This is a genomic window from Mesorhizobium sp. B263B2A (assembly GCF_020165775.1).
Taxonomy (GTDB): Bacteria; Pseudomonadota; Alphaproteobacteria; order Rhizobiales; family Rhizobiaceae; genus Mesorhizobium; species Mesorhizobium opportunistum.
Genome location: NZ_JAIUIU010000038.1, coordinates 1 through 23,066, shown reverse-complemented (window position 1 = coordinate 23,066; position 23,066 = coordinate 1). Strand labels below are relative to the sequence as shown.

Here is a 23,066-nt window from a genome sequence, read left to right as displayed (position 1 = left end):
TCGCCGGCGCGAGCGCTTCAGAAAATGCCATATTGAAAATCCGACTTGTTCTGTCGCTTTTTCTAGATTCCTACTGCGGAAATGCCGCCTTGGCTAAAATCACGCCCGCAAACGGCGTATTTCTGACAGCTTGGCCGGTTTGCCGAGGCTTTGATGCCGGCATGAACGAACCAAGACGCAAACGCGGCGCCGAGCGCACCAGCAATCGTGGACCAGCGCCCATTCCACAGTTGCCGCTCAGGCGCGTCGTCAATCCCTATCCGCCGATGGCCTTGCTGTCTCCAGACCAGATCGAGGCGATCCATCAGGCCTCGATGCACATACTGGAGAATTTCGGCATCGAGGTGATGAGCCCGCGGGCGCTGGCGCTTTTCGAGAAGGCCGGCGCCAGGGTCGACCACGCCTCGGCCAATGCCCGCATCGATCGCGGCATGGTCGACGAGGCGCTGAAGACGACGCGGTCCAACTACACACTGACACCGCGCAATCCGGCCAACACCATCCATCTTGGCGGCAACACCATCAATTTCACACTCGTCGCGGGGCCGCCCAATGTGCATGACATGGAGCGTGGCCGCCGGGCGGGCAATCTTCGCGACTATGCGGATCTCACGCGGCTGGCGCAGCATTTCAACTGTGTCCACATGCTCGGCAACCAGGTCTGCGCGCCGGTCGATCTGCCGGCGAATTCGCGTCATCTCGACACTTATTTCACCAATCTGACGCTGACCGACAAGAGTTTTCATGTCTCGGCGATCGGCCGGGGCAGGGCGCTGGACGGCATCGAGATGATGGCGATCGCGCGCGGGCTGACGCTGGACCAGATGGCTGACGACCCGGGCATCGCCACCATCATCTCGGTCAACTCGCCGCGGCGCTTCGACGAGATGATGGCCGAGGGGCTGATGACGATGGCCGAGTTCGGCCAGTCGGTGGCGGTGACGCCATTCACGCTGATGGGGGCGATGAGCCCGGTGACGCTGGCCGGCGCGCTGGCGCAGCAGAATGCCGAGGCGCTGTTCGGTGTCGTCCTGACGCAGCTCGTGCGTCCCGGCGCGCCGGTCATGTATGGTGCCTTTACTTCCAATGTCGACATGAAGTCGGGTGCGCCGGCCTTCGGCACGCCGGAGAATACCAAGGCCAACATCGCCTCGGGACAGTTGGCGCGGCGCTATGGGCTGCCCTACCGCACCACACCGGGCTCAGCCTCCAACGCCGCCGACGCGCAAGGCGCCTACGAGACGCTGATGGCGCTGTGGGGCGCGGTGCTCGGCCACGGCAATCTCGTCTACCACGCCGCTGGCTGGCAGGAGGGCGGGCTGACGGCGTCGTTCGAAAAGTTCATCATCGATGTCGAGATGATCCAGCACATGATGGAGTTCCTGCGCCCGATCGTGGTCGACGAGGCCGAGCTTGCCATCGAGGCGCTGGGCGCGGTGCCGACCGGCGGCCATTTCTTCGGCGAGCCGCACACGCTGGAGCGCTATGCGACGGCCTTCTACCAGCCGATGCTGTCCAACTGGCAGAATTTCGAAGCCTGGCAGGAGGCCGGCGGGCTCGACGCCACCGCGCGCGCGACGCGGCTGTGGAAGAAGGCGCTGGAGGATTATGTCGAGCCGGCGATGGATATCGCCGTGCGCGAGGCGCTGGAGGCCTATGTGGCCAGGCGCAAGGAAGCGATCGGGCAGGGCGAGCCGTGATAGTCACAGGTTTGCGTGCGTGGACCCCCGCTTGGCTCCTCCCGTCTTGATTCATTTCACCCATCCAACTCGTTGATAACAGAGAAGAAATCCATGAAATCGCATGCAAAGGTCGTGGTCATTGGCGGTGGCGTCGTCGGCTGCTCGGTGTTGTTCCATCTGGCCCGCCACGGCTGGACGGATGTCGTGCTGCTTGAGCGCGACGAACTGACTTCGGGCTCGACCTGGCATGCGGCGGGCGGCATGCACACCATCAATGGCGATCCCAACGTCGCCAAGCTGCAGAAATACACGATCAACCTCTACAAGGAGATCGAGGAACTTTCCGGCCAGGCGACCGGCGTGCACCTGACCGGCGGTGTGCTTCTGGCGGCGACCGAGGCGCGGCTCGACTGGCTGCGCGGCGTCGTTGCCAAGGGTCGCTATCTCGGCATCGATCTCGAGGAGATCTCGCCGAAAGAGGCGGCCGAACTGATGCCGCTGCTCGACCCCAAGCAGTTCGTCGGCGCCGTCCGCAACAAGGAGGACGGCCATCTCGACCCCTCGGGCGTCACCCATGCCTATGCCAAGGCCGCGCGCAAGCTCGGCGCCGAGGTCGAGCGCTTCACCAAGGTCGAGGACATCGTGCGGCGGCCCGACGGGATGTGGCGCGTCATCACCAACAAGGGCGAGGTGGTGACCGAGCATGTCGTCAATGCCGGTGGCCTGTGGGCGCGCGAGGTCGGCCGCATGGTCGGGCTGGAGCTGCCGGTGCTGGCCATGGAGCACATGTACCTGATCACCGAGGACATGCCGGAGGTCGCCGCATGGAACCAGAAAACCGGCACCGAAATCATCCATGCAGTGGATTTCGACGGCGAGCTCTATCTGCGCCAGGAGCGTGGCGGCATGCTGATGGGCACCTACGAGAAGGCCAACAAGCCTTGGTCCGAATACCAGACGCCGTGGAACTTCGGCCACGAGCTGCTGGAACCGGATATCGATCGTATCGCGCCGTCGCTGGAAGTCGGCTTCCGGCATTTCCCGGCCTTCCAGAACACTGGCATCAAACAGATCATCAACGGCCCCTTCACCTTCGCGCCGGACGGCAACCCGCTGGTCGGGCCGGTGCGCGGCCTGCCCGGTTTCTGGGTCGCCTGCGGTGTCATGGCGGGCTTCTCACAGGGTGGCGGCGTCGGCCTGGCGCTGTCGAACTGGATGATCGAGGGCGACCCCGGCGCCGATATCTGGGCGATGGATGTCGCGCGCTACGGCGACTGGGCGACGATGGCCTACACCAACGCCAAGGTGCGCGAAAACTATTCCAGGCGCTTCTCGATCCGCTTTCCCAATGAGGAATTGCCGGCCGGGCGGCCGCTGAAGACGGCGCCGGTCTACGACCTTCTGTCGGCCAAGGGCGCGCAGTTTGGCGTTGCCTATGGGTTGGAGGTGCCGCTGTGGTATGCGCCTGAAGGCGTCAAGGACGAGTTCTCCTGGCGGCGTTCCAGCGATTTTACCCATGTCGCCGGCGAAGTCGCCGCGGTTCGCGACGGGGTTGGCCTGTCGGAGATTTCGAGCTTCGCCAAATACACGGTGACCGGCGAGGGGGCGGCCGCATGGCTCGACCGCATGCTTGCCTGCAAACTGCCCAAACCCGGCCGCATGACGCTGGCGCCGATGCTAAAGCAAGACGGTAGGCTGATCGGCGATTTCACGCTGGCCAATCTCGGTTCCGAAGGCTGGTTCCTCGCCGGCTCCGGCATTGCCGAGCAGTATCACATGCGCTGGTTCGAGGCGCATCTGCCCGGGGATGGTTCGGTTCGCATCGAGGCGCAGGGAGCGAAACTCACCGGCCTTGCGATCGCCGGGCCGAAGGCGAGGGATGTGCTGGCCAAGGTCAGCCGGGCCGATGTGTCCAACACCGCGTTTCCCTTCATGGCCGTCGCAAAAATGGATATCGGCATGGCGCCGTGCCTGGTCGGCCGCGTCAGCTATACCGGCGATCTCGGCTATGAGATCTGGGTGGTGCCGGAATACCAGCGTGCCGCGTTCAACGCGTTGATGGCGGCCGGCGAGGAATTCGGTATCGGCCTGTTCGGCTCGCGGGCGCTGAACGCCCTGCGGCTGGAGAAGAATTACGGCTCATGGGGGCGCGAATACCGGCCGATCTACGGACCGCTGGAAGCCGGGCTCGACCGCTTCGTCGCCTACGGCAAGGAGGCGGACTTCATCGGCAAGGCGGCGGCGCTGGCCGAGCGCAAGCAAGGCGGCAAGTTGCGGCTGCGCGCCTTCATCGTCGATGCCGACGACGCCGATGTCATCGGCGACGAGCCGATCTGGTTTGGCGGTGCCGTACGCGGCTGGGTGACGTCGGGCGGCTATGCGCATCACTCGAAAAAGTCGGTCGCCGTCGGCTATGTGCCGAAGGAGATCGCCGAGGAGAGTGACGGCTTCGAGATCGAGCTGTTGGGCAAGCGCCACGCTGCGCGCATACAGGCCACGCCGCTGTTCGATGCGAATTTCGAGCGGATGCGGGGGTGAAAGCCACCCCCTTGTCGCGCATCAAGCGTTGCGGCGGTTGTCCAGTGCGAAGGCGCCGGGGCCGGCAAAGAACAGATAGAGGAAGATGAAGCAGAAGGAGATCGCCGCATCGCCGCCATTGTTGACCGGGAAGAAATCGCGCGGCATGTGCGCCATGAAATAGGCGATCGCCATCTCGCCCGCCAGGAGGAAGGCAACGGGCCGAGTGAGCAGGCCGAGTGCCAACAGGATGCCGCCGGCGAATTCGAGGATGGCGGCGGTCGTGGTCAGCCCGGAGAGGGCGTGGGGATCGGCACTGACGGGGAAGTTGAACAGTTTCTGGCTGCCATGCTCGATGAACTGCAGGGCGGTCATGATGCGCAACACGCCGAGCGCCTGCGGCTGGTATCTGGAGAGGCTTTCGAAAAGCTTCATGATGACTCCATTTTTCAGTCCGCCCGGCCATAGATTATCAGCCGGCGATGAACCATTCATTTCCCATGGCACGCCATCAACAATGGGTGACTGGTAATGTTCCCCAGTTTGGTCCTTCATATTGTTCCCGCAAGGGTTGCATTCCTATCGTCATGGTTGTATTAGCATAAGCAGTCTAAAAATGAGGGTTCCCTTTGCCATGAAAAAAGTCGTCGTCAGCCTCTTCGCTCTCCTCGCAGGAACCAGCTTCGCCATGGCCGAGGACGCCGGCTGCGAGGCCTTCAAATGGCCGGTGACGCGGGAACAGGCGCTGTTTGCCGCGCCACCTGCGACACCCTCAGGCGCGCCCCTGGCGGTCGGTGCCGCGGCGGACCTGGGGCTGGTGCCGGTCGAGAAGGCCGGCTTTACGCTGCCGCCCGAACGTGCCCCGGCACAAGGCACGTTCGGCGCTGTCGCCAGCGTGGAGGTGCCGCCGGACGGGGTCATACAGATAAGTCTGTCGGGCGAGGCCTGGGTCGATGTCATTCAGGACGGCCACGCCATCAAGTCGGCTGGCTATAGCGGGGTGAAAACCTGCCCCGCCATCCGCAAGAGCGTGCGCTTCAAGCTTACGCCCGGCCCGGCCACCGTGCAGTTCAGCGGAGCGAAAAAGGCTGAGCTGAAGGTCGCGGTTCTGACGCCGGAGTAACCTTACGAAAGGTCGTTCAACAATAGCCGGAGTCTGCGGGACAGCCCCCTCTGTCCTGCAGGACAGAGGGGGCAACAAGGGGGGCTAGCCTTCAGAAGTTGGCAAGTTTCCGTATGCAGCGCTTACCGCACCGGCGCCATCAGTGCGAAATGCGCGCCTTGCGGATCCTGGCATTGCACGATCCAGCTGCCGCCGGGGACCTCCATCGGCCCCATCAGGATCTTGCCGCCATTGTCGGTGACGCGTTTGGCCGCCGCGTCGATGCCGGTGACGTTGAAATAGAACTGCCAGACCGGCACCGGGATCTGCTGCGGCTTGTTCATGATACCGCCGCCGGATTCGGGGCCGGCCGTGAAGGTCTGGTAGGTGCCCATCGGACCCATGTCGAAGTCGCCGGCATTGGCCCAGCCGAACTGGTCGGAATAGAAATCGAACGCGGCCTTCCAGTCGCTGGTGTAGAGCTCGTGCCAGCCGATATGGCCCGGCGTGCTGGCCGGCACGACAGGCTGGTCGGGGCCGTTCGGCTGCAAGAACATGAAGGTCGCGCCCTGCGGATCGGCAACGACGGCAAAGCGGCCAACGCCTGGAATGTCGGCGGGCTGGCGATGAACGGAGCCGCCCGCTTTCTCCAGCGATGCCGTGGAGGCATCGACATCCTTTGTATGGATATAGCCGAGCCAGGCCGGCGGCATGCCCATCTTGGCCGCATCCTCGGGCAGCGTCATCAGGCCGCCGACGCCACGCTCGCCGACATTCATGACGATGTAGCGCGGCATGCCGGGAGCCGCGTCGAAGGGCTGCGCCGTCCAGCCGACAACCTTGGTGTAGAAGGCCTCGGCTGCATCGAGGTCTGATGTCATCAACTCGTACCAGAAGAAGGGCATCGGGGATTTGGGCATTTTGGGTCTCCTCACCTTTGCATCGATCGTCGTCCGATCCATCCTAGGACGATCTTCACGACGGAAATCCGACACCCGCCCGAACAACAATGTCTTTAGATCCCAGGCGTTCCCCCGTTGCGCATCCGGCGGTTTTCGATTTCTCTGCGGTGACGAGGGGGTTGTCGTCCATGCGCCTTATGTCGCTTACGCCCGAGCTTGTCGCGCTGTGCCATCGGGAAGAGGCCGATCCGGGCCCCGACCCGAGCTGGACCGAGATGAACGACGGTGACTTCCGGACCCTTGCCTTGCGGCTCTCCGACGAAGCCGACGAGGGACCGCTGTGGGTGTTCGCCTATGGGTCGCTGATCTGGAAACCGGAATTCGAATCCGTCGAACAACGGCTCGCCACGGCCTATGGCTGGCACCGCTCGTTCTGTCTCGACATGGTGCGTTGGCGCGGCAGCGCCGCGCAGCCGGGCCTGATGATGGCGCTCGAACGGGGCGGACGCTGCAACGGCGTGATCTGCCGCTTGCCGGAAGGCGAGAAACCGGCTCAGATCGAAAGACTGCTGCGGCGCGAGATCAATGATCATGAGAGTGTCAGCTCTGTCAGGTGGCTGCCCGTGCATACGGCGCAAGGTGCGTTGCGGGCGCTCGGCTTCTGGGTTGGCGTGAAGGGCAGGGGCACGTCGCTGAGCCAGCCGCTGGACAGGGTGGCAAGCGTGCTGGCCAGGGCCTGCGGGCATATCGGCTCCGGGGCCGAATATCTCTACAATACCGTCAGCCATCTCGAAGCGTTCGGTATTCATGACCGCAATCTGTGGCGATTGCAGAAACTGGTCGCGGACGAGATCCGGACCATCCATGCTCGGGCCCTCGATCCAGTTCACTCGGCCATCCCGCAAGAGCAACTGCTCAAAGCCATAACATGAGTAAAAAAATCATATTATTACTCAGTCTTTTCAGTGCTTTGCGCCGAAAATTGACCAATTGATAAAAAAATAAAACGTGCTAGCCTTCCCCAAAACGAAAATATGGGGAACTGACGATGCCAGAAGGCCAGTTCAAAGAGGGTATTGCCGGCGGCCGGCTTCAGCCCGACCAGTATGCGGACAATTTTTCCGACCTGCATCCACCGCTCGATCACCACGAGGCGCTGGTCGAATCCGACCGCTGCTATTTCTGCTACGACGCGCCGTGCATGAACGCGTGTCCAACCTCGATCGACATCCCGCTGTTCATCCGCCAGATATCGACCGGCAATCCGATAGGCTCGGCCAAGACCATCTTCGACCAGAACATTTTGGGCGGCATGTGCGCCCGCGTCTGCCCGACCGAGACGCTGTGCGAGGAGGTCTGCGTACGCGAGGTGGCGGAAGGCAAGCCGGTGCAGATCGGCCGCCTGCAACGCTACGCCACCGATGTCGCGATGGCCGAGAACAAGCAGTTCTATCCGCGCCCCACGCCGACGGGCAAGACCATCGCCGTGGTCGGCGCCGGGCCTGCCGGCCTCGCCGCCGCGCACCGGCTCGCCCGTCATGGCCATGACGTGACCATCCTGGAGGCACGGCCGAAGGCCGGCGGCCTCAACGAATACGGCATCGCCGCCTACAAGAGCGTCGACAATTTCGCCCAGGCCGAGGTCGACTATGTCACTTCGATCGGCGGTATCGACATCCAGAACGGCAAGGCGCTCGGCCGCGACTATCAGCTCTCCGACCTGATCCGCAATTACGACGCGGTGTTCCTCGGTATGGGGTTGGGCGGCGTCAATGCATTGCGCGCCGATGGCGAGGACGCCGACGGCGTCACCAATGCGGTGGAATTCATCTCCGAACTGCGCCAGGCTAGCGATCTCTCGAGCCTGCCGGTCGGCCGGCGGGTGGTCGTCATCGGCGGCGGCATGACGGCGATCGATGCCGCCGTGCAGTCGAAGCTGCTCGGCGCCGAGGAGGTGACGATCTGCTACCGGCGCGGCCAGGAGCACATGAATGCCTCCGAGTTCGAGCAGGATCTGGCCGCCGCCAACGGCGTTACCATCCGCCACTGGCTGCAGCCGAAGCGGGTGGTTGCCGAGGCCGGCAAGGTCAGTGCCATCGAACTCGAATACACGGCCATGAACGGCGACAGGCTTGCCGGCACCGGCGAGACGCTGACGCTCGTTGCCGACCAGGTATTCAAGGCGATCGGCCAGAGCTTTGTCCCGACCGCTCTCAACGGCAGCGGTGCATCGATCGAGCTCGAAGCCGGCCGCATCAAGGTCGATGCGGAAGGGCGGACCTCGCTGGCCAAGGTCTGGGCCGGCGGCGACTGCATTTTTGGCGGCGACGACCTGACTGTCTCAGCCGTGGCGCAAGGCCGCGATGCGGCGGAAAGCATCAACAGGAGCCTGACGCAGGGATAGGGATCATGGCCACGGTGGAACCGGGCATCGCCCGTCACTACGAGATATCAGGCCTGGAGCAGCGGATCCTTGCCGGCCTCGCCGATATAGGCGTGGACGTTGCCCATCTGAGGGTCAGCGATCTCGAAGCGGTCGACGAATTCCACATTGGTGGTGTGGCAGCCACCAGGGAACTCGTCGATCAGATGGGTTTGAAGCCGGCTGGCAGGCTGCTTGACATCGGATCGGGTATAGGTGGTCCGGCCCGCTTTGTCGCCAACAGTGCCGACGCCGATGTCACCGGCATCGACCTGACGCAGAGCTATGTCGACGTCGCGACCAGCCTGTCGAAGCGCACGGGAATGGCGGACAGGACGCACTTCGTCCAGGGCAGCGCATTGGACATGCCGTTCGGCAATGCCAGTTTCGATGCGGCAATGATCCTGCATGTCGGCATGAACCTTCCCGACAAGGCGAAGCTGATGAGCGAGGCCGCGCGCGTGCTGCGGCCGGGCGGTGTCTTTGCCGTCTACGATGTAATGCGGCTCAAGGCCGGCGCGCTGACCTTTCCGCTGCCATGGGCATCGGACGAAACCATGTCCTTTGTCGCCACGCCGGACGACTATCGATCGGCCGCCACCGCCGCGGGTTTCTCGGTGACGACGGAACGGCCACGCGGCGCCTTTGCCGTCGAATTCTTTGCCACGATGCGCGCCCGGATGGCTGCCGCCCAGGCCGACGGCAGAAAGCCGCCGCCTGGCGTTGGCCTGATCATGGGCGGGGATGCCCGTACCAAGATCGCCAATATCACCGCCGCGCTTGAAGGCGGCATTCTTGCACCCGTGGAAATGCTCCTTCGTCTCGGTTGAAAGGGACCTGTCATGGCTGACATCCGCAACAATTTCGTCGGCATCAAATCGCCGAATCCGTTCTGGCTGGCCTCGGCGCCGCCGACCGACAAGGCCTACAACGTCATCCGCGCCTTCAAGGCCGGCTGGGGCGGCGTGGTGTGGAAGACGCTGGGCGAGGAAGGCCCCCCGGTCGTCAACGTCAATGGCCCGCGCTATGGCGCGATCTGGGGTGCCGACCGCCGCCTGCTGGGCCTCAACAACATCGAACTGATCACCGACCGCGACCTGCAGGTCAATCTGCGCGAAATCAAGCAGGTCAAGAAGGACTGGCCCGACCGCGCCATCGTCGTCTCGCTGATGGTGCCCTGCGTCGAGGAGAGCTGGAAGGCGATCCTGCCGGTGGTCGAGGAGACGGAAGCCGACGGCATCGAACTCAATTTCGGCTGTCCGCACGGCATGTCGGAGCGCGGCATGGGCGCGGCCGTCGGCCAGGTGCCGGAATATATCGAAATGGTGGTGCGCTGGTGCAAGCAGAACACGCGCATGCCGGTCATCACCAAGCTGACGCCCAACATCACCGATGTGCGCAAGCCGGCGAGGGCCGCGCTTGCCGGCGGCACCGACGCGGTGTCGCTGATCAACACCATCAATTCGATCACCGGTGTCGATCTCGACAGTTTCGCGCCGCAGCCGACCATCGACGGCAAGGGTTCGCATGGCGGCTATTGCGGCCCGGCGGTGAAGCCGATCGCCATGAACATGGTGGCCGAAATCGCGCGCGATACCGAAACCCGCGGCCTGCCGATCTCCGGCATTGGCGGCATCACCACCTGGCGCGATGCGGCCGAGTTCATGGCGCTCGGCGCCGGCAATGTGCAGGTCTGCACGGCGGCGATGACCTACGGCTTCAAGATCGTGCAGGAGATGATCGCCGGTCTCGAAAACTGGATGGACGAGAAAGGCCATGCCTCGCTCGACGACATCGTCGGCCGTGCCACCCCCAACGTCACCGACTGGCAGTATCTCAACCTCAACTATGTCGCCAAGGCGCGTATCGACCAGGACGCCTGCATCAAATGCGGCCGCTGCCACATCGCCTGCGAGGACACCTCGCACCAGGCGATCACCAGCATGGTCGACGGCGTCAGGCACTTTGAAGTGATCGAGGCCGAATGCGTCGGCTGCAATCTGTGCGTCAATGTCTGCCCCGTCGAGAATTGCATCACCATGGAACCGCTGGCCGCCGGCGCTCTGGATGAGCGTACCGGCAGGCCGGTGTCGCCGGTCTACGCCAACTGGACCACGCATCCGAACAACCCGATGGCCAAGGTGGCGGCAGAGTAGGGGCTGCCTTCGCAGAATTTGGGTCCCTCGCCCCGATCGACGTCTACGTCATGCACACATCTTCTGTGACTGGCGTGACTAATCGGGCTTCGGCTTGATTGCCACGTGGTTCCCCCAATCCGTCGCTGCTTCGCAGCGCCACCTTTCCCCCCTCCGGAGGGAAAGGAAGGGAGCGGTTCCGGACGAGCGTTGACGGCAAAAAGCTTTGGCGCCTTTCCTCTACCCCGTCGATCGGGGGAGAGGTGGCTCGGCGAAGCCGAGACGGAGTGGGGGTCGACCAGCTCAGCACGCTATCGCCAAAGATCAGCTGCCCGGAAATGTGTGCATGCCGTAGTGCAAAGCGGGGTGCGAGGAACGCAAGTCCTGTGAAGCTTCGTGACGATATGAAACTCGCACTTCCCTATTGCAGATAAAAAATATCCACGATAGTGGATATCCATGAATAGGAGATCAATCCCATGAAGCTGGGCGAGGGCGTTGAAGCGGCCATCCACTGCGCGGCCACGTTGGCCAGCGTCGAGGGCAACAGCACCATGCCGGGCGCCGCGCTCGCGGAGTCGTTCGGGCTGTCGCCGAGCTATCTCTTGAAACATCTCAACATGCTGACGGCGGCGCGCATCCTGGAATCGGTGCCGGGACCGGCTGGCGGCTACAGGCTGGCAAAGCCTGCAGAGCGCATCACGCTGCTCGACATCGTGCTGGCCGTCGAAGGACGCGAGCCGGCGTTTCGGTGTGGCGAGATCCGCCGCAACGGCCCGGTCAAGCTCGATGCCTCCGCCTATGTCAAACCCTGCGGCATCAACGCCGCGATGCTGAAGGCCGAGCGCGCCTATCGCGCCGCACTCGCCGAAACCAGGCTGTCCGACATCGTGGCCACTTACCAGGCGGAAGGCGATCGGAGATCGCTTGCCGCGAGCTGCGCTTTCGTGGAGCGCCACCAGCGGCCGCAGAAACCCGGTTCAACAACGCAAACCTAAACCCCCCAAGCTGTGAAAGGAAAGACGATGAAACAGAGACTGCAATTTTTCGCCAAGGCGCCCGAAATCATGAAGGCGGTGTCGGCGCTCAACAAGGCGGTCGACGAATGCGGGCTCGAGGTGAGCCTGCTGCACCTGATCAAGCTCAGAGCCTCGCAGATCAACGGTTGCTCCTACTGCGTCGAGATGCACAGCCGCGAGGCGCGGCGCGACGGCGAGACCGAGCAGCGGCTCTATCTGGTCGCGGCCTGGAAGGAATCGCCGCTGTTTTCCGAGCGCGAACGCGCCGCCTTGGCCTGGACTGAGGCTGTGACCCTGATCGCCAATGACGGTGTTTCGGATGAGCTCTATGCCCGCACGCTCGAGCATTTCTCGGAAGAGGAACTGGTAAAGCTCTCTGTCGCGCTCGGCATGATCAACACCTGGAACCGGTTGTGCATCCCGTTCCACGCCATTCATCCGATGCCCGCCGCCAAGGCTGCCTGATGATCCGATTGTGTTGGGGAGCGCCGCAGGGAGGTGGCGCTCCCGATTGATTTCAAAGGGAGCGTTTCATGCCTGCCGATTTGCCTTCGACCTTGTTGTTCCTCGGCCGCCTGTTGCTCGGCGGCGCTTTTGTCCTCGCCGGCCTGCGCAACATCCAGAACGCGGCCTTCCTCACAGGGCTCATGGCCGCGCGCGGTGTGCCGCGGGCGCGGTTGGCGCTGTGGGCCGGCATCGTCCTGCAGATCATCGCCGGCGCGCTGGTGATGGCGGGTCTGTGGACCGCGCTTGCCTGCGCGGTGCTCTTGCTGTTCCTGGTCGCCGCCACGCCGATGTTCCACAATTTCTGGGATCACCAGGGTCCGGACCGCGCGGTGCGCATCAACGGCTTCGTCGGCAATGTCGCGCTGGGCGGCGGTTTTCTGACGCTGATCGCGCAGTCGCTCTGAAGGCCAAAGCTAGGCCGCGAACCGCAGGCCACCATCGCAGGTCAGCACCTGGCCGGTCATGAAGCCGTTGGAGACGAGGAAGGCTATCGCCGAGGCGACGTCGTCGGCGTGGCCGATCCTGCCGACCGGCGTCTTGCCGGCATATTCGGCAAAGACCGCCTGCCGCTGTTCGTCCGGCAAAAAGTCCCACCACGGCGTGTCGATGACGCCTGGCGCCACGACATTGACGCGAAGCGGCTTCAGCTCGACGGCCAGGATGGGTGCTACGGTCAACAGCATGCCATTGATGGCGCCGATGCCAGCGACACCAGGCGTGGCGAGCTGGGCCGAGACCGCAGAGATGAAGGTGACGGAGCCCGATTTGTTCAGCGTCGGCAAGGCGGCCTGCAGGCAGGACAATTGCGGCCGCACCTTCTCCTCGACGCCGCTGCCGATGTCGGCAAGGTCGAGGGCGTGGAACGGGCCAAGGCCTTTGCCGCCGCTCGCCGCCAGAACGAGGTGGTCGAACGGGCCGAGGCGCTCGAAGAATTGGCGGACCTCGTCCGGCTTTGAGGCATCGAATGCTGCCTTGTCGGCGGCGCCGCCAAGGCTCTTCCAGGCGCCGTTGAGCTTATCCTGGTTGCGCCCGGTGATGGTCACCTTCATGCCCGGGCCAAGCAGTTTTCGCGCCGTTGCCAGGCCGATGCCGGATGAGCCGCCGATAATGACTGTGTGTTCAGTTCTGTCGCTCATGAATGCTGTTCCTTCGATTTTGTGGAAGCCTGGCCGACAAGGTCGAGGCTGAGGCTTCGCAATTGTTGTCGTGCTCCGGCGTCGTAGGCCTGGGCGTCGGCGCGCGCTTCTCGCAGGCCATCGAAATAGAGGCCGCTGCGGCCTTCGAGTGCTGGCGAGGTGGCGAGATTGACGATGGCGTCGGCGCCGGTCTCGACCGAGCTCCATGGTGTGACCCCTGCCTGCCGGACCATGGTGGTGTTCATGTAGCTCGCCGGATGCAGGGCGTTGACGGTAACCCCGGTGCCCTTCAACTGCTCGGCCAGATCGACGGTGAACAGGATCTGCGCCAGTTTGCTCTGGCAATAGGCGCGCACGCCGCTATAGCCATGGGTCAGCATGACATCGCCGAAGTCGATCGCCTGTTGGCCGGCGGAGGCGACATTGACGATGCGCGCTGGAGCACTCGCCTTCAGCAGTGGCAGAAGCTCCGAGGTCAGCAGGAAGCCGGCGAGATAATTGACCGCGAAACGCAGTTCATGGCCGTCGGCGCTGATCTGCCGTTTGGCGCCGGCCGTACCGACGCCGGCATTGTTGATGAGGATGTCGAGCCGGTCTGTTCGGGCACGCACGGCCTCGGCGAGGCGGCGAACCTGCGCCAGCGAGGCGAGGTCGGCGGCGAAAAACTCGGCCTTGCCGCCAGCGGCTTCGATGTCGGCGACCGTTGCCTTGCCACGCCCAGCATCGCGGCCGTGCACCAGTATGCGGGCGCCGGCCCCGCCCAGCCTTTGCGCGACGACGCGGCCGACGCCGTCGGTCGAGCCGGTGATGAGGATAGTCTTATCTTTCAGATCCATGTTTGGCAGGTCCATGTTTGGAGCCTCCTGTCTGCTGCTCCCGTCGCAAGATGGGACATCGGGCGGATCTCAAACAGTTCAAACTTTATCCTGGTATCAATACTGCTATAATAAGTGCATGGATGCTCCCTTACATTCCGCTGAAGACAGCCGCCGGCGCGAGCTTGGCGCCTTCCTGCGTTCGCGCCGAGAAAGGCTGACGCCGTCGGCAACGGGCATCGCCACGGGCCTCAGGCGTCGCACGCCGGGCCTGCGTCGCGAGGAGGTGGCGATGATCGCCGGCGTCGGCACGACCTGGTACACCTGGCTGGAACAGGGCAGGGACGTCAGGCCCTCGGTCGAGGTGCTGACCGCGCTGAGCGAGGCGTTGCGCCTCGACGCCATCGAGAAGCGCCATCTGTTCATCCTTGCCGGCCGCCAACAGCCGGAGCGCCGCGTGGCCGCACCGGAAAAGGTCGATGCCGCCTTGCTGCACATGCTGCAGAGCCTTGTCCTGCAACCCGCCTATGTCGTCGGCCGGCGCTGGGACGTGCTTGCCTGGAACCCGGCGGCGGTCGCGGTATTCGGCGATTATGGTCTGCTCGAGGGAGATGCCCGCAACATCGTCCATATGGTGTTCACAAATCCACACCACCGCCGCTTGCTGGTCGACTGGGAGGAGCTTGCCCGCGTGGTGCTCGCATCGTTTCGCGCCGAAAGCGCCAAATATGTCGGCGACCCGGACTTCGATCGGCTGATCGCGCTGATGATGCGATCGAGCCCGGAGTTCCGCGACTGGTGGCCTCGGCGGGACGTGGCGCGAAGGCTGACCGGCCTGAAGCACGTCCGGCACCCCACGGCCGGCGCGATGGCCTTCGAGCATATGAGCCTGTCGATCGACGATGGTTCCGACATGCGGCTGGTCGTCTACACGCCGCTCGCCGAGCAGAACTCGGTCGCCAAGCTGCAGACATTGCTGGACGCGCTGCCGGCGGAGCGGCGCAGCGCCTGAGCGGTCGCGGCGAGGCCGAGGTCAGCCCTTCGGCTTCAGTCCTTCGAGAAACAATTGCTCCAGGAACCTCGCCGCATCCTCGAAGCGGCCGTCGCCGCCACGGTTCGGGCCGAGCACGGCACGGACCTGGACGTCGAAATCGGCGTAGTGCTGCGTGGTTGCCCAGATCGAGAAAATCAGGTGCCAGGGATCGGTCCTGGCGATCTTGCCGGCGCGCATCCAGCCCTTGATGACGGCGGCCTTCTCGTCGACCAGCGTCTTCAGCTCGCCGGCCAGCAGCGGCATGATGCGCGGCGCGCCTTGCAGGATCTCGTTGGCGAATAGCCGGCTCTCGCGCGGAAAATCGCGCGCCATCTCCAGTTTGCGCCTGATGTAGCTCCTGAGTTCCGTCATCGGATCGCCGATGTCGTCGAGTTCCCTGAGCGGCGCCAGCCATGTGTCGAGCAGGCGCTGCATCAGCGTCTCGTGAATGTCTTCCTTGCGGCGGAAATAATAGAGCAGGTTGGGCTTCGACATGCCCGCGGCTTCAGCGATCTGGTCGATGGTCGAGCCACGGAAACCGTTGGTGGAGAACACCTCGAGGGCTGCCTCGAGGATAAGTTCGCGCTTTTCCTGCTGTATGCGGGTGCGGCGAGGGGCTTCCGTGCCGGTGTTCACCGTTGCAACACCTCGTGTTCAGGGTCATCTGGACCAATTCTCTGGACCAGTTTTTCCCTAGGCTGTGGAACGCACTTCAGGAGCCGCATTTCCGCTAGTAATCCCTTGACCGCCGACAGGGCGGTGCTAACGTTTGTCCAATCGGTCAAAAATTTGCGTAGCACGAAAGCGCGGCAAAGACCAAGCGTTGGACGCACCGAAACAGGTTACAAGGGGAAGTCTTGGTCATGTCCAACCGGCTGAAAGTCACGCCGAACGATCTCAGCGCATTCTGGATGCCGTTCACGGCAAACCGGCAGTTCAAGCAGGCGCCACGCATGTTCGTGTCCGCCAAGGACATGCACTATACGACCAGCGATGGCCGCAAGGTGCTGGACGGCACCGCGGGCCTCTGGTGCGTCAATGCCGGCCACTGCCGGCCGAAGATCACCGAGGCGATCCAGCATCAGGCCGCCGAGCTCGATTATGCGCCGGCCTTCCAGATGGGCCATCCGATCGTGTTCGAACTGGCCAACCGGCTCGTCGACATCGCGCCCAAGGGCATGGATCATGTGTTCTTCACCAATTCCGGTTCGGAATCGGTCGAGACCGCGCTGAAAATGGCGATCGCCTATCACCGGGTGAAGGGCGAGGGCTCGCGCACCCGCCTGATCGGCCGCGAACGCGGCTATCACGGCGTCAATTTCGGCGGCATTTCGGTCGGCGGGATCGTCACCAACCGCAAGATGTTCGGCACGCTGCTCGGTGGCGTCGACCACATGCCGCACACCCATTTGCCGGAGAAGAACGCCTTCTCGAAGGGTGTGCCGGAATATGGCGCGGAGCTCGCCAACGAACTGGAGCGCATCGTTACGCTGCATGACGCTTCGACCATCGCCGCCGTCATCGTCGAGCCGGTTGCCGGTTCCACCGGCGTCATCCTGCCGCCCAAGGGCTACCTCGAGAAGCTTCGCGAAATCTGCACCAAGCACGGCATCCTGTTGATCTTCGACGAGGTCATCACCGGTTTCGGCCGTCTCGGCGCGCCGTTCGCCGCCGATTATTTCGGCGTCACGCCCGACATCATGACCACTGCCAAGGGCGTCTCCAACGGCGTCATCCCGATGGGCGCGGTGTTCGTGAAGAAGGAAATCCACGACGCCTTCATGACCGGCCCGGAGCACATGATCGAGTTCTTCCACGGCTACACCTATTCGGGCAATCCGGTCGCCTGCGCCGCCGCACTCGGCACGCTCGACACCTACAAGGAAGAGGGGCTGCTGACCCGCGGCGAGGAACTGGCACCCTATTGGGAAGATGCGCTGCATTCGCTGAAGGGCGAGCCGCATGTCATCGACATCAGGAATATCGGCCTGATCGGCGCGATCGAGTTGGCGCCCATCGCCGGCAGCCCGACCAAGCGGGCCTTCTCGGCCTTCGTCAAGGCGTTCGAGCGCGGCGCGCTGATCCGCACCACCGGCGATATCATCGCACTGTCGCCGCCGCTGATCATCACCAAGGGCCAGATCAACGAACTGATCGACCATGTGCGCGAAGTGCTGAGGTCGATAGATTGAAGATCTGGGCGCGGATATCCCTCCCCCTCGAGGGTGGGGTGGCCGCGAAGCGGTCGGGTGGGGTCCGTGCGACCGGGCGCCGACCTGATCTTTTGCCGCGAGGCTGCCTCTGATGCCCCGTACCCGCGTGAGCTTCGAAATGCGCCAGAAAGCGCGTGCGCTTCGAGTTCACGCGACCAAGGGCGAATCGCTGTTGTGGTACGAGCTGCGCGAGCTGAAAGCGGCTGGCATCAAGTTTCGCCGCCAGTGCCCGATCGGCCCCTATATCGTCGACTTTGCTTGCCTCGGGGTAAAGCTGATCGTGGAGGTCGACGGTGATATGCACGAGCATGAGAAGGGCAAACGCCACGATGCCGTTCGTGATGCGTCTCTGCGTTCGCTCGGCTTTGATGTCTTCCGTGTTGACGAGCCCGATGTCATAAATAGCGCGTGGCATGTCGCGCAGGTGGTCAAGGGGAAGGTCGAGTCTATGTCAGGCGACCCCACCCGACCGCTTCGCGGCCACCCTCCCCTCGAGGGGGAGGGGGACGTTGGCGCCCCGCAATCGATAGGGTTTTAGAGCATGGCCGCACCCGGCGAGAATCTGCGAATCAATTCAGACCGTTTGTGGGATTCGATCATGGAGATGGCGAAGATCGGTCCCGGCATTGCCGGCGGCAATAATCGCCAGACCGTGACCGACGAGGACGGCGAGGGCCGGCACCTGTTCAAGCGCTGGTGCGATGCGGCCGGGCTCGACATGGGCGTCGACGAGATGGGCACGATGTTTGCCCGCCGCGAAGGCACCGACCCCAGCCTGCCGCCGGTCTATGTCGGCAGCCATCTCGACACGCAGCCGACCGGTGGCAAGTATGACGGCGTGCTCGGCGTGCTCGGCGGCCTGGAGATCGTGCGTTCGCTCAACGATCTCGGCATCAAGACCAAACATCCGATCGTCGTCACCAACTGGACCAACGAGGAAGGCGCTCGCTTCGCGCCGGCGATGATGGCATCCGGCGTGTTCGCCGGCGTGCTCGACCAGGCCGACGTCTACGAGCACACGGACAAGAACGGCAAGAAATTCGGCGAGGAGCTGGAGCGCATCGGCTGGAAGGGTTCGGAGAAGGCTGGCGATCGCAAGATCCACGCCTTTTTCGAATTGCACATCGAGCAAGGCCCGATCCTCGAAGACGAGGATATCGACATCGGCGTCGTCACCCACGGTCAGGGGCTGAAATGGCTGCAGGTGACGCTGACCGGCAAGGAGGCGCATACCGGCTCGACGCCGATGCCCAAGCGCCGCAATGCCGGGCTCGGCATGGCCCGGGTGATCGAACTGGTGCACGAGATCGCCATGGACTACCAGCCCGACGCCGTCGGCGCGGTCGGCCATATGGAAGTCTATCCCAATTCGCGCAACATCATCGCCGGACGCACCGTTTTCACCATCGATGTCCGCTCGCCGGAGAAGGAAGTGCTCGACGCCATGGATGGCCGTATCCGCGAAGGCATCGAGACGATCTGCGATGCGCTCGACATCCAGTACAAGATCGAGCAGGTCGGCCATTTCGATCCGGTGACCTTCGATGCCGGCTGCGTCAAGGCAATCCGCGATGCCGCCGACCGGCTCGGCTATACGCACCGCAACATCGTCTCCGGCGCCGGCCACGACGCCTGCTGGATCAACCGCGTCGCTCCGACCGCCATGGTGATGTGCCCCTGCGTTGATGGGTTGAGCCACAACGAGGCCGAGGAGATCACCAAGGAATGGGCCTCGGCGGGTGCCGACGTGCTGTTCCATGCGGTGGTGGAGACGGCTGTCATCGTGGAGTGAGCTTTAGAGATTTACCTTCCAAACGCCGCTCGCAAAGAAGCGCGAAGAGAACAAGGGAACAAGAAAATGACCAAAGTCATCAAGAACGGCACCGTCGTCACCGCCGACCGCACCTGGAAGGCCGACGTGCTGTTCAGCCACGGCAAGATCGTCGCGATCGGCTCGGATCTGCATGGCGACCACGAGTATGACGCCACCGGCTGTTACATCATGCCGGGCGGCATCGATCCGCACACCCATCTCGAGATGCCGTTCATGGGCACCTATTCGGCCGACGATTTCGAATCCGGCACGCGGGCCGCCCTTGCCGGCGGGACCACGATGGTGGTCGATTTCTGCCTGCCGGCGCCGCAGCAATCGCTGCTCGAAGCCCTGCAGATGTGGGACAACAAGACCTCGAAGGCTGCCTGCGACTACTCCTTCCACATGGCGGTCACCTGGTGGAGCAAGCAGGTGTTCGACGAGATGGCAACCGTTGTCGACAAGGGCATCACCTCGTTCAAGCACTTCATGGCCTACAAGGGCGCGCTGATGGTGGATGACGACGAGATGTATGCGTCGTTCCAGCGCTGCGCCGACCTTGGCGCGCTGCCGCTGGTGCACGCCGAGAATGGCGATGTGGTCGCGGCCCTTTCGCAGAAGCTGCTGGCTGCCGGCAACAATGGCCCCGAGGGTCACGCCTATTCGCGTCCGCCGGAAGTGGAAGGCGAGGCGACCAACCGTGCCATCATGATCGCCGACATGGCTGGCGTGCCGCTTTATGTCGTGCATGTCTCGTGCGAGCAGAGCCACGAGGCGATCCGCCGGGCGCGCCAGAAGGGCATGCGGGTGTTCGGCGAACCGCTGATCCAGCACCTGACGCTGGACGAGAGCGAGTATTTCAACAAGGACTGGGATCACGCGGCGCGCCGCGTGATGAGCCCGCCCTTCCGCAACAAACTGCACCAGGATTCGCTGTGGGCCGGCCTGCAGGCAGGCTCTCTGCAGGTGGTGGCGACCGACCATTGCGCTTTCACCACCAAGCAGAAACGCAACGGCGTCGGCGATTTCACCAAGATTCCCAACGGCACCGGCGGCCTCGAGGATCGCATGCCGGTGCTGTGGACCAAGGGCGTCAACACCGGGCGGCTGACGATGAACGAGTTCGTCGCGGTGACCTCGACCAACATCGCCAAGATCCTCAACATGTACCCGAAGAAGGGCGCCATCGTCGAAGGCGCGGATGCCGACATCATCATCTGGGATCCGAATCGGAAGAAGACGATTTCCTCGAAGAAGCAGCAGTCCGTCATCGACTACAACGTGTTCGAGGGCGTCGAAGTGACCGGCCTGCCGCGCTTCGTGTTCTCGCGCGGCGAACTGTCGATCGAGGAGGCCGAGGTCAAGGCCAAGCCCGGCCATGGCCAGTTCGTCGGCCGTGAGCCCAACGCGGCGGTCAACCGGGCGCTGTCGACGTGGAAGGACATCACCGCGCCGCGCAAGGTGGAACGGTCAGGCATCCCGGCGACGGGGGTCTGAGCTTGGCGCGTTCGGCCGCGCTTCTCTCGGTGGTCTTGGCGGCTGTTGCCGGTGGTCCGGCAAGCGCGGCCGGCGTGCTGCCTGGCTCCTGGGGCAACGATGTCGGTTGTGCCGGCGTAAAGGCCGGCTACCAGGACAGCGATATCTATATCCTGCTGACCGCGGAAGGCATTGAGACCTATGGCAGTGGTTGCCGGTTCGACCAGCGACTGACGTCGGCGCTCGGTACGCAATCGCTGCGTTCGACCTGTTCCGCCGAGGGCGAGGCGGGAACGACGGTCGAAACCATCCTGGTCACCAACAAGGGAGAGGCTGGCTTCTTCGTCACCATTCCCGGCCTGGAAGAACTGGGGCCGCTGCAATCATGTTCTTAACGTTGGGCCATGGGGGAACGGGCATGCGTGGTTTTGGTCTGTCTGTTGCGATGGTTGCCGTTCTGGCCGCTGGCCAGGCTTTCGCGGCAGGCATCGACCTGTCGAAACCCTATGGCGACAAATATGGCTGCATCAACCGCAACGGCCAGGAAGTCGCCGCCGATCAGATGCTGCTTTTGACCGACAAGGAATTGATCACCGCCGCCAGCGCCTGCACGTTCACGAAGACGCAAACGCTGGCTGACGGATCGCTCGTGGTGACCGCGACATGTGAGGCGGAAGGCGAAGAAGGGCAGGAGCCGACCAAATTCACCATCAAGCGCAGCGCCAAGAACGCCAAGAAGCTGACGGTCGCCGATGAGGACGGCAATGTGATGGGGGAAGTCGCGCGGTGCAAATGACCGCGCTCCCGTCAGCGTCAGGCGACCAGCGCATCCAGTTCCGGCAGCAGGACGACGCTTTCCTGTTCATTGGGATCGGTGCGGGCGATGACGGCCGAAGACGGGGCGTTGCTCAGATTGGCCGGAAGATGCGGCACGCCGGCCGGAATGTAGAAGAGATCGCCGGCCTTGACGACGATGTGATGTTCGAGCCTGTCGCCGTACCAGGTATGGACCTCGCCGGAGAGCACGTAGATCGCCGTTTCATGGTTCTCGTGCAGATGCGCCTTGGCGCGAGCGCCGGGCGGCATGGTGAGCACATGCATGCAGATGCCGGAGGAGCCTACCGACTCCGTTGCAATACCGGCGAAATAGGTCAAACCCTGCTTGCCTTCATAAGTGCTTTCAGGGCGGATAAGATGACAAGTGGGTTTGGGCGACATCGGGGAAACTCCGGGCGTCGATTGAGCGAAACAGGGCCAATGGGACAGGGCGAGTGGAAAACAACATCGCGATAAAAGCAATCGGAATCCGGCCGGCGCCCCTGTGGCGGGAACAGGCAGGCCGCGGCCGATGACAGGGATTTCGCCAGCCGTCGTCGCGGCAAGCAAACTTGGCCTCACGTTCCAGACCAATGACGGGCCGGTCCAGGCGCTGTCCAATGTCGACCTGACCATCGGCAAGGGCGAGTTCGTCTCCTTCATCGGGCCGTCGGGCTGCGGCAAGACCACCTTGCTGCGCGTCATCGCGGACCTGGAGAAGCCGACCTCGGGAACGATCTCGGTCAACGGCATGACAGCAGAACAGGCGCGCGAGAAACGCGCCTATGGCTACGTCTTCCAGGCCGCCGCCCTGTTTCCCTGGCGCACCATCGAGCGCAACGTCGCGCTGCCGCTCGAGATCATGGGTCTGTCCAAGGCCGAGCAGGGCGAACGGATCAAGCGCACGCTCGACCTCGTCAACCTCGCGGGTTTCGAGAAGAAATATCCCTGGCAGCTGTCCGGCGGCATGCAGCAGCGCGCCTCGATCGCCCGCGCGCTGGCCTTCGACGCCGACCTGCTCTTGATGGACGAGCCGTTCGGCGCGCTGGACGAGATCGTGCGCGACCACCTCAACGAGCAATTGCTGGAGCTATGGGCGCGCACCGACAAGACCATCTGCTTCGTCACCCACTCCATTCCTGAAGCCGTCTACCTGTCGACACGGATCGTCGTCATGTCGCCGCGACCGGGCCGGGTCAGCGACATCATCGAATCGACGCTGCCGAAGGAGCGGCCGCTCGACATCCGCGAGACGCCGGAATTCCTGGCGATTGCCGCGCGCGTCCGCGATGGCTTGAGGGCAGGGCACAGCTATGATGATTGAGGGCTCCGAAGAGCGAGCGGCCCAGCGCGCCTTCGTCATCCTAGGGCGAAGCAAGCGCGAAGCGGCTTGCGCAGACTCTAGGATCCATGCCGCGACATTAGCCGAAGAGTGCAAACGGCTCAGAATACTCGCCAAACAGAGCGAGGCGCAGGTG

24 protein-coding genes are annotated in these 23,066 nt (G+C 63.5%); 18 read left to right on the top strand and 6 right to left on the bottom strand.

All coding sequences use genetic code 11. The annotated features are described in order from the left end of the window. Positions 1-161: 161 nt before the first annotated feature. Both LB568_RS31390 and LB568_RS31385 read left to right on the top strand, forming a co-directional pair. Entirely contained in the window at positions 162-1,700 is a 1,539-nt protein-coding gene (locus tag LB568_RS31390; RefSeq protein WP_224732211.1) for a trimethylamine methyltransferase family protein, read from the top strand. A gap of 93 nt (positions 1,701-1,793) precedes the next feature. Continuing rightward, the gene (locus LB568_RS31385) at positions 1,794-4,220 is read left to right on the top strand and encodes a GcvT family protein (RefSeq protein ID WP_224732210.1); all 2,427 of its coding nucleotides are present in this window, start codon (positions 1,794-1,796) and stop codon (positions 4,218-4,220) included. Positions 4,221-4,241: 21 nt separating this feature from the next. On the opposite strand, the gene LB568_RS31380 is transcribed toward LB568_RS31385, so the two are convergent. Then, on the bottom strand, positions 4,242-4,634 hold the full coding sequence (locus LB568_RS31380) for a DoxX family protein (RefSeq protein ID WP_224732209.1): 393 nt from the start codon (positions 4,632-4,634) through the stop codon (positions 4,242-4,244). 199 nt (positions 4,635-4,833) lie between these two features. On the opposite strand from LB568_RS31380, the gene LB568_RS31375 reads away from it, so the two are divergent. Next, positions 4,834-5,322 (top strand): hypothetical protein, encoded by a 489-nt coding sequence (locus tag LB568_RS31375; RefSeq protein WP_181176835.1) that lies wholly within the window; start codon positions 4,834-4,836, stop codon positions 5,320-5,322. A gap of 122 nt (positions 5,323-5,444) precedes the next feature. On the opposite strand, the gene LB568_RS31370 is transcribed toward LB568_RS31375, so the two are convergent. Further along, positions 5,445-6,221 carry a VOC family protein gene (locus LB568_RS31370; RefSeq protein WP_224732208.1) on the bottom strand — a complete coding sequence of 259 codons (777 nt, stop codon included), beginning with the start codon at positions 6,219-6,221 and terminating at the stop codon, positions 5,445-5,447. Positions 6,222-6,391: 170 nt separating this feature from the next. On the opposite strand from LB568_RS31370, the gene LB568_RS31365 reads away from it, so the two are divergent. The 7 genes from LB568_RS31365 (at position 6,392) to LB568_RS31335 (ending at position 12,690) form a co-directional block, all read left to right on the top strand. Then, positions 6,392-7,135: a gamma-glutamylcyclotransferase gene (locus tag LB568_RS31365; RefSeq protein WP_224732207.1), complete on the top strand. Its 744-nt coding sequence runs from the start codon at positions 6,392-6,394 to the stop codon at positions 7,133-7,135. A 116-nt stretch (positions 7,136-7,251) separates the two neighbouring features. After that, the gene (locus tag LB568_RS31360; RefSeq protein ID WP_224732206.1) at positions 7,252-8,607 is read left to right on the top strand and encodes an NAD(P)-dependent oxidoreductase; all 1,356 of its coding nucleotides are present in this window, start codon (positions 7,252-7,254) and stop codon (positions 8,605-8,607) included. A 5-nt stretch (positions 8,608-8,612) separates the two neighbouring features. Continuing rightward, complete coding sequence (locus LB568_RS31355) at positions 8,613-9,455, top strand: class I SAM-dependent methyltransferase (protein WP_224732205.1); 843 nt, start codon at positions 8,613-8,615, stop codon at positions 9,453-9,455. Between the two features lie 12 nt (positions 9,456-9,467). Continuing rightward, a complete protein-coding gene (gene preA, locus LB568_RS31350; protein ID WP_224732204.1) occupies positions 9,468-10,781 on the top strand; it encodes an NAD-dependent dihydropyrimidine dehydrogenase subunit PreA in 1,314 nt (437 codons plus the stop codon). Between the two features lie 458 nt (positions 10,782-11,239). Then, complete coding sequence (locus tag LB568_RS31345; protein ID WP_224732203.1) at positions 11,240-11,758, top strand: RrF2 family transcriptional regulator; 519 nt, start codon at positions 11,240-11,242, stop codon at positions 11,756-11,758. 27 nt (positions 11,759-11,785) lie between these two features. Next, complete coding sequence (locus LB568_RS31340; RefSeq protein ID WP_013894606.1) at positions 11,786-12,244, top strand: carboxymuconolactone decarboxylase family protein; 459 nt, start codon at positions 11,786-11,788, stop codon at positions 12,242-12,244. Positions 12,245-12,312: 68 nt separating this feature from the next. Continuing rightward, entirely contained in the window at positions 12,313-12,690 is a 378-nt protein-coding gene (locus tag LB568_RS31335; protein WP_224732202.1) for a DoxX family protein, read from the top strand. 9 nt (positions 12,691-12,699) lie between these two features. Here the strand turns inward: LB568_RS31335 and LB568_RS31330 are convergent, their stop codons facing one another. Further along, positions 12,700-13,422: an SDR family oxidoreductase gene (locus tag LB568_RS31330; RefSeq protein WP_224732201.1), complete on the bottom strand. Its 723-nt coding sequence runs from the start codon at positions 13,420-13,422 to the stop codon at positions 12,700-12,702. Then, the gene (locus tag LB568_RS31325) at positions 13,419-14,258 is read right to left on the bottom strand and encodes an SDR family oxidoreductase (RefSeq protein WP_041164767.1); all 840 of its coding nucleotides are present in this window, start codon (positions 14,256-14,258) and stop codon (positions 13,419-13,421) included. The genes LB568_RS31330 and LB568_RS31325 overlap by 4 nt, the downstream gene beginning before the upstream one ends. Before the next feature lie 118 nt (positions 14,259-14,376). Here LB568_RS31325 and LB568_RS31320 point away from each other — a divergent pair, with 118 nt between their 5' ends. Beyond that, a complete protein-coding gene (locus tag LB568_RS31320) occupies positions 14,377-15,249 on the top strand; it encodes a helix-turn-helix transcriptional regulator (RefSeq protein ID WP_013894610.1) in 873 nt (290 codons plus the stop codon). A 21-nt stretch (positions 15,250-15,270) separates the two neighbouring features. On the opposite strand, the gene LB568_RS31315 is transcribed toward LB568_RS31320, so the two are convergent. Next, positions 15,271-15,906, bottom strand: coding sequence for a TetR family transcriptional regulator C-terminal domain-containing protein (locus LB568_RS31315; protein WP_013894611.1), 636 nt, complete (start codon positions 15,904-15,906; stop codon positions 15,271-15,273). 227 nt (positions 15,907-16,133) lie between these two features. On the opposite strand from LB568_RS31315, the gene LB568_RS31310 reads away from it, so the two are divergent. The 6 genes from LB568_RS31310 (at position 16,134) to LB568_RS31285 (ending at position 21,568) form a co-directional block, all read left to right on the top strand. Further along, positions 16,134-17,462, top strand: a complete 1,329-nt coding sequence (locus LB568_RS31310; protein ID WP_013894612.1) for an aspartate aminotransferase family protein — start codon at positions 16,134-16,136, stop codon at positions 17,460-17,462. A gap of 112 nt (positions 17,463-17,574) precedes the next feature. Further along, positions 17,575-18,021 carry an endonuclease domain-containing protein gene (locus LB568_RS31305; protein ID WP_013894613.1) on the top strand — a complete coding sequence of 149 codons (447 nt, stop codon included), beginning with the start codon at positions 17,575-17,577 and terminating at the stop codon, positions 18,019-18,021. Positions 18,022-18,024: 3 nt separating this feature from the next. After that, positions 18,025-19,275, top strand: a complete 1,251-nt coding sequence (locus tag LB568_RS31300; RefSeq protein ID WP_224732200.1) for a Zn-dependent hydrolase — start codon at positions 18,025-18,027, stop codon at positions 19,273-19,275. 66 nt (positions 19,276-19,341) lie between these two features. After that, positions 19,342-20,793, top strand: coding sequence for a dihydropyrimidinase (hydA, locus tag LB568_RS31295; protein WP_224732199.1), 1,452 nt, complete (start codon positions 19,342-19,344; stop codon positions 20,791-20,793). Between the two features lie 2 nt (positions 20,794-20,795). After that, a complete protein-coding gene (locus LB568_RS31290; protein ID WP_224732198.1) occupies positions 20,796-21,167 on the top strand; it encodes a hypothetical protein in 372 nt (123 codons plus the stop codon). A 23-nt stretch (positions 21,168-21,190) separates the two neighbouring features. Further along, positions 21,191-21,568 (top strand): hypothetical protein, encoded by a 378-nt coding sequence (locus tag LB568_RS31285; protein WP_224732197.1) that lies wholly within the window; start codon positions 21,191-21,193, stop codon positions 21,566-21,568. A gap of 17 nt (positions 21,569-21,585) precedes the next feature. Here LB568_RS31285 and LB568_RS31280 read toward each other — a convergent pair whose 3' ends face one another. Beyond that, on the bottom strand, positions 21,586-21,990 hold the full coding sequence (locus tag LB568_RS31280) for a cupin domain-containing protein (protein ID WP_015317160.1): 405 nt from the start codon (positions 21,988-21,990) through the stop codon (positions 21,586-21,588). Between the two features lie 130 nt (positions 21,991-22,120). On the opposite strand from LB568_RS31280, the gene LB568_RS31275 reads away from it, so the two are divergent. Continuing rightward, positions 22,121-22,912 carry an ABC transporter ATP-binding protein gene (locus LB568_RS31275; protein ID WP_013894619.1) on the top strand — a complete coding sequence of 264 codons (792 nt, stop codon included), beginning with the start codon at positions 22,121-22,123 and terminating at the stop codon, positions 22,910-22,912. Positions 22,913-23,066: the final 154 nt, after the last annotated feature.

What these genes read in the sequence shown, in the direction of transcription:
- LB568_RS31390 (WP_224732211.1), top strand. Translation starts at nt 162, where the DNA reads ATGAACGAACCAAGACGCAAACGCGGCGCCGAGCGCACCAGCAATCGT.
- LB568_RS31385 (WP_224732210.1), top strand. Translation starts at nt 1,794, where the DNA reads ATGAAATCGCATGCAAAGGTCGTGGTCATTGGCGGTGGCGTCGTCGGC.
- LB568_RS31380 (WP_224732209.1), bottom strand. Translation starts at nt 4,634, where the DNA reads ATGAAGCTTTTCGAAAGCCTCTCCAGATACCAGCCGCAGGCGCTCGGC.
- LB568_RS31375 (WP_181176835.1), top strand. Translation starts at nt 4,834, where the DNA reads ATGAAAAAAGTCGTCGTCAGCCTCTTCGCTCTCCTCGCAGGAACCAGC.
- LB568_RS31370 (WP_224732208.1), bottom strand. Translation starts at nt 6,221, where the DNA reads ATGCCCAAATCCCCGATGCCCTTCTTCTGGTACGAGTTGATGACATCA.
- LB568_RS31365 (WP_224732207.1), top strand. Translation starts at nt 6,392, where the DNA reads ATGCGCCTTATGTCGCTTACGCCCGAGCTTGTCGCGCTGTGCCATCGG.
- LB568_RS31360 (WP_224732206.1), top strand. Translation starts at nt 7,252, where the DNA reads ATGCCAGAAGGCCAGTTCAAAGAGGGTATTGCCGGCGGCCGGCTTCAG.
- LB568_RS31355 (WP_224732205.1), top strand. Translation starts at nt 8,613, where the DNA reads ATGGCCACGGTGGAACCGGGCATCGCCCGTCACTACGAGATATCAGGC.
- preA (WP_224732204.1), top strand. Translation starts at nt 9,468, where the DNA reads ATGGCTGACATCCGCAACAATTTCGTCGGCATCAAATCGCCGAATCCG.
- LB568_RS31345 (WP_224732203.1), top strand. Translation starts at nt 11,240, where the DNA reads ATGAAGCTGGGCGAGGGCGTTGAAGCGGCCATCCACTGCGCGGCCACG.
- LB568_RS31340 (WP_013894606.1), top strand. Translation starts at nt 11,786, where the DNA reads ATGAAACAGAGACTGCAATTTTTCGCCAAGGCGCCCGAAATCATGAAG.
- LB568_RS31335 (WP_224732202.1), top strand. Translation starts at nt 12,313, where the DNA reads ATGCCTGCCGATTTGCCTTCGACCTTGTTGTTCCTCGGCCGCCTGTTG.
- LB568_RS31330 (WP_224732201.1), bottom strand. Translation starts at nt 13,422, where the DNA reads ATGAGCGACAGAACTGAACACACAGTCATTATCGGCGGCTCATCCGGC.
- LB568_RS31325 (WP_041164767.1), bottom strand. Translation starts at nt 14,258, where the DNA reads ATGGATCTGAAAGATAAGACTATCCTCATCACCGGCTCGACCGACGGC.
- LB568_RS31320 (WP_013894610.1), top strand. Translation starts at nt 14,377, where the DNA reads ATGGATGCTCCCTTACATTCCGCTGAAGACAGCCGCCGGCGCGAGCTT.
- LB568_RS31310 (WP_013894612.1), top strand. Translation starts at nt 16,134, where the DNA reads ATGTCCAACCGGCTGAAAGTCACGCCGAACGATCTCAGCGCATTCTGG.
- LB568_RS31305 (WP_013894613.1), top strand. Translation starts at nt 17,575, where the DNA reads ATGCCCCGTACCCGCGTGAGCTTCGAAATGCGCCAGAAAGCGCGTGCG.
- LB568_RS31300 (WP_224732200.1), top strand. Translation starts at nt 18,025, where the DNA reads ATGGCCGCACCCGGCGAGAATCTGCGAATCAATTCAGACCGTTTGTGG.
- hydA (WP_224732199.1), top strand. Translation starts at nt 19,342, where the DNA reads ATGACCAAAGTCATCAAGAACGGCACCGTCGTCACCGCCGACCGCACC.
- LB568_RS31285 (WP_224732197.1), top strand. Translation starts at nt 21,191, where the DNA reads ATGCGTGGTTTTGGTCTGTCTGTTGCGATGGTTGCCGTTCTGGCCGCT.
- LB568_RS31280 (WP_015317160.1), bottom strand. Translation starts at nt 21,990, where the DNA reads ATGTCGCCCAAACCCACTTGTCATCTTATCCGCCCTGAAAGCACTTAT.
- LB568_RS31275 (WP_013894619.1), top strand. Translation starts at nt 22,121, where the DNA reads ATGACAGGGATTTCGCCAGCCGTCGTCGCGGCAAGCAAACTTGGCCTC.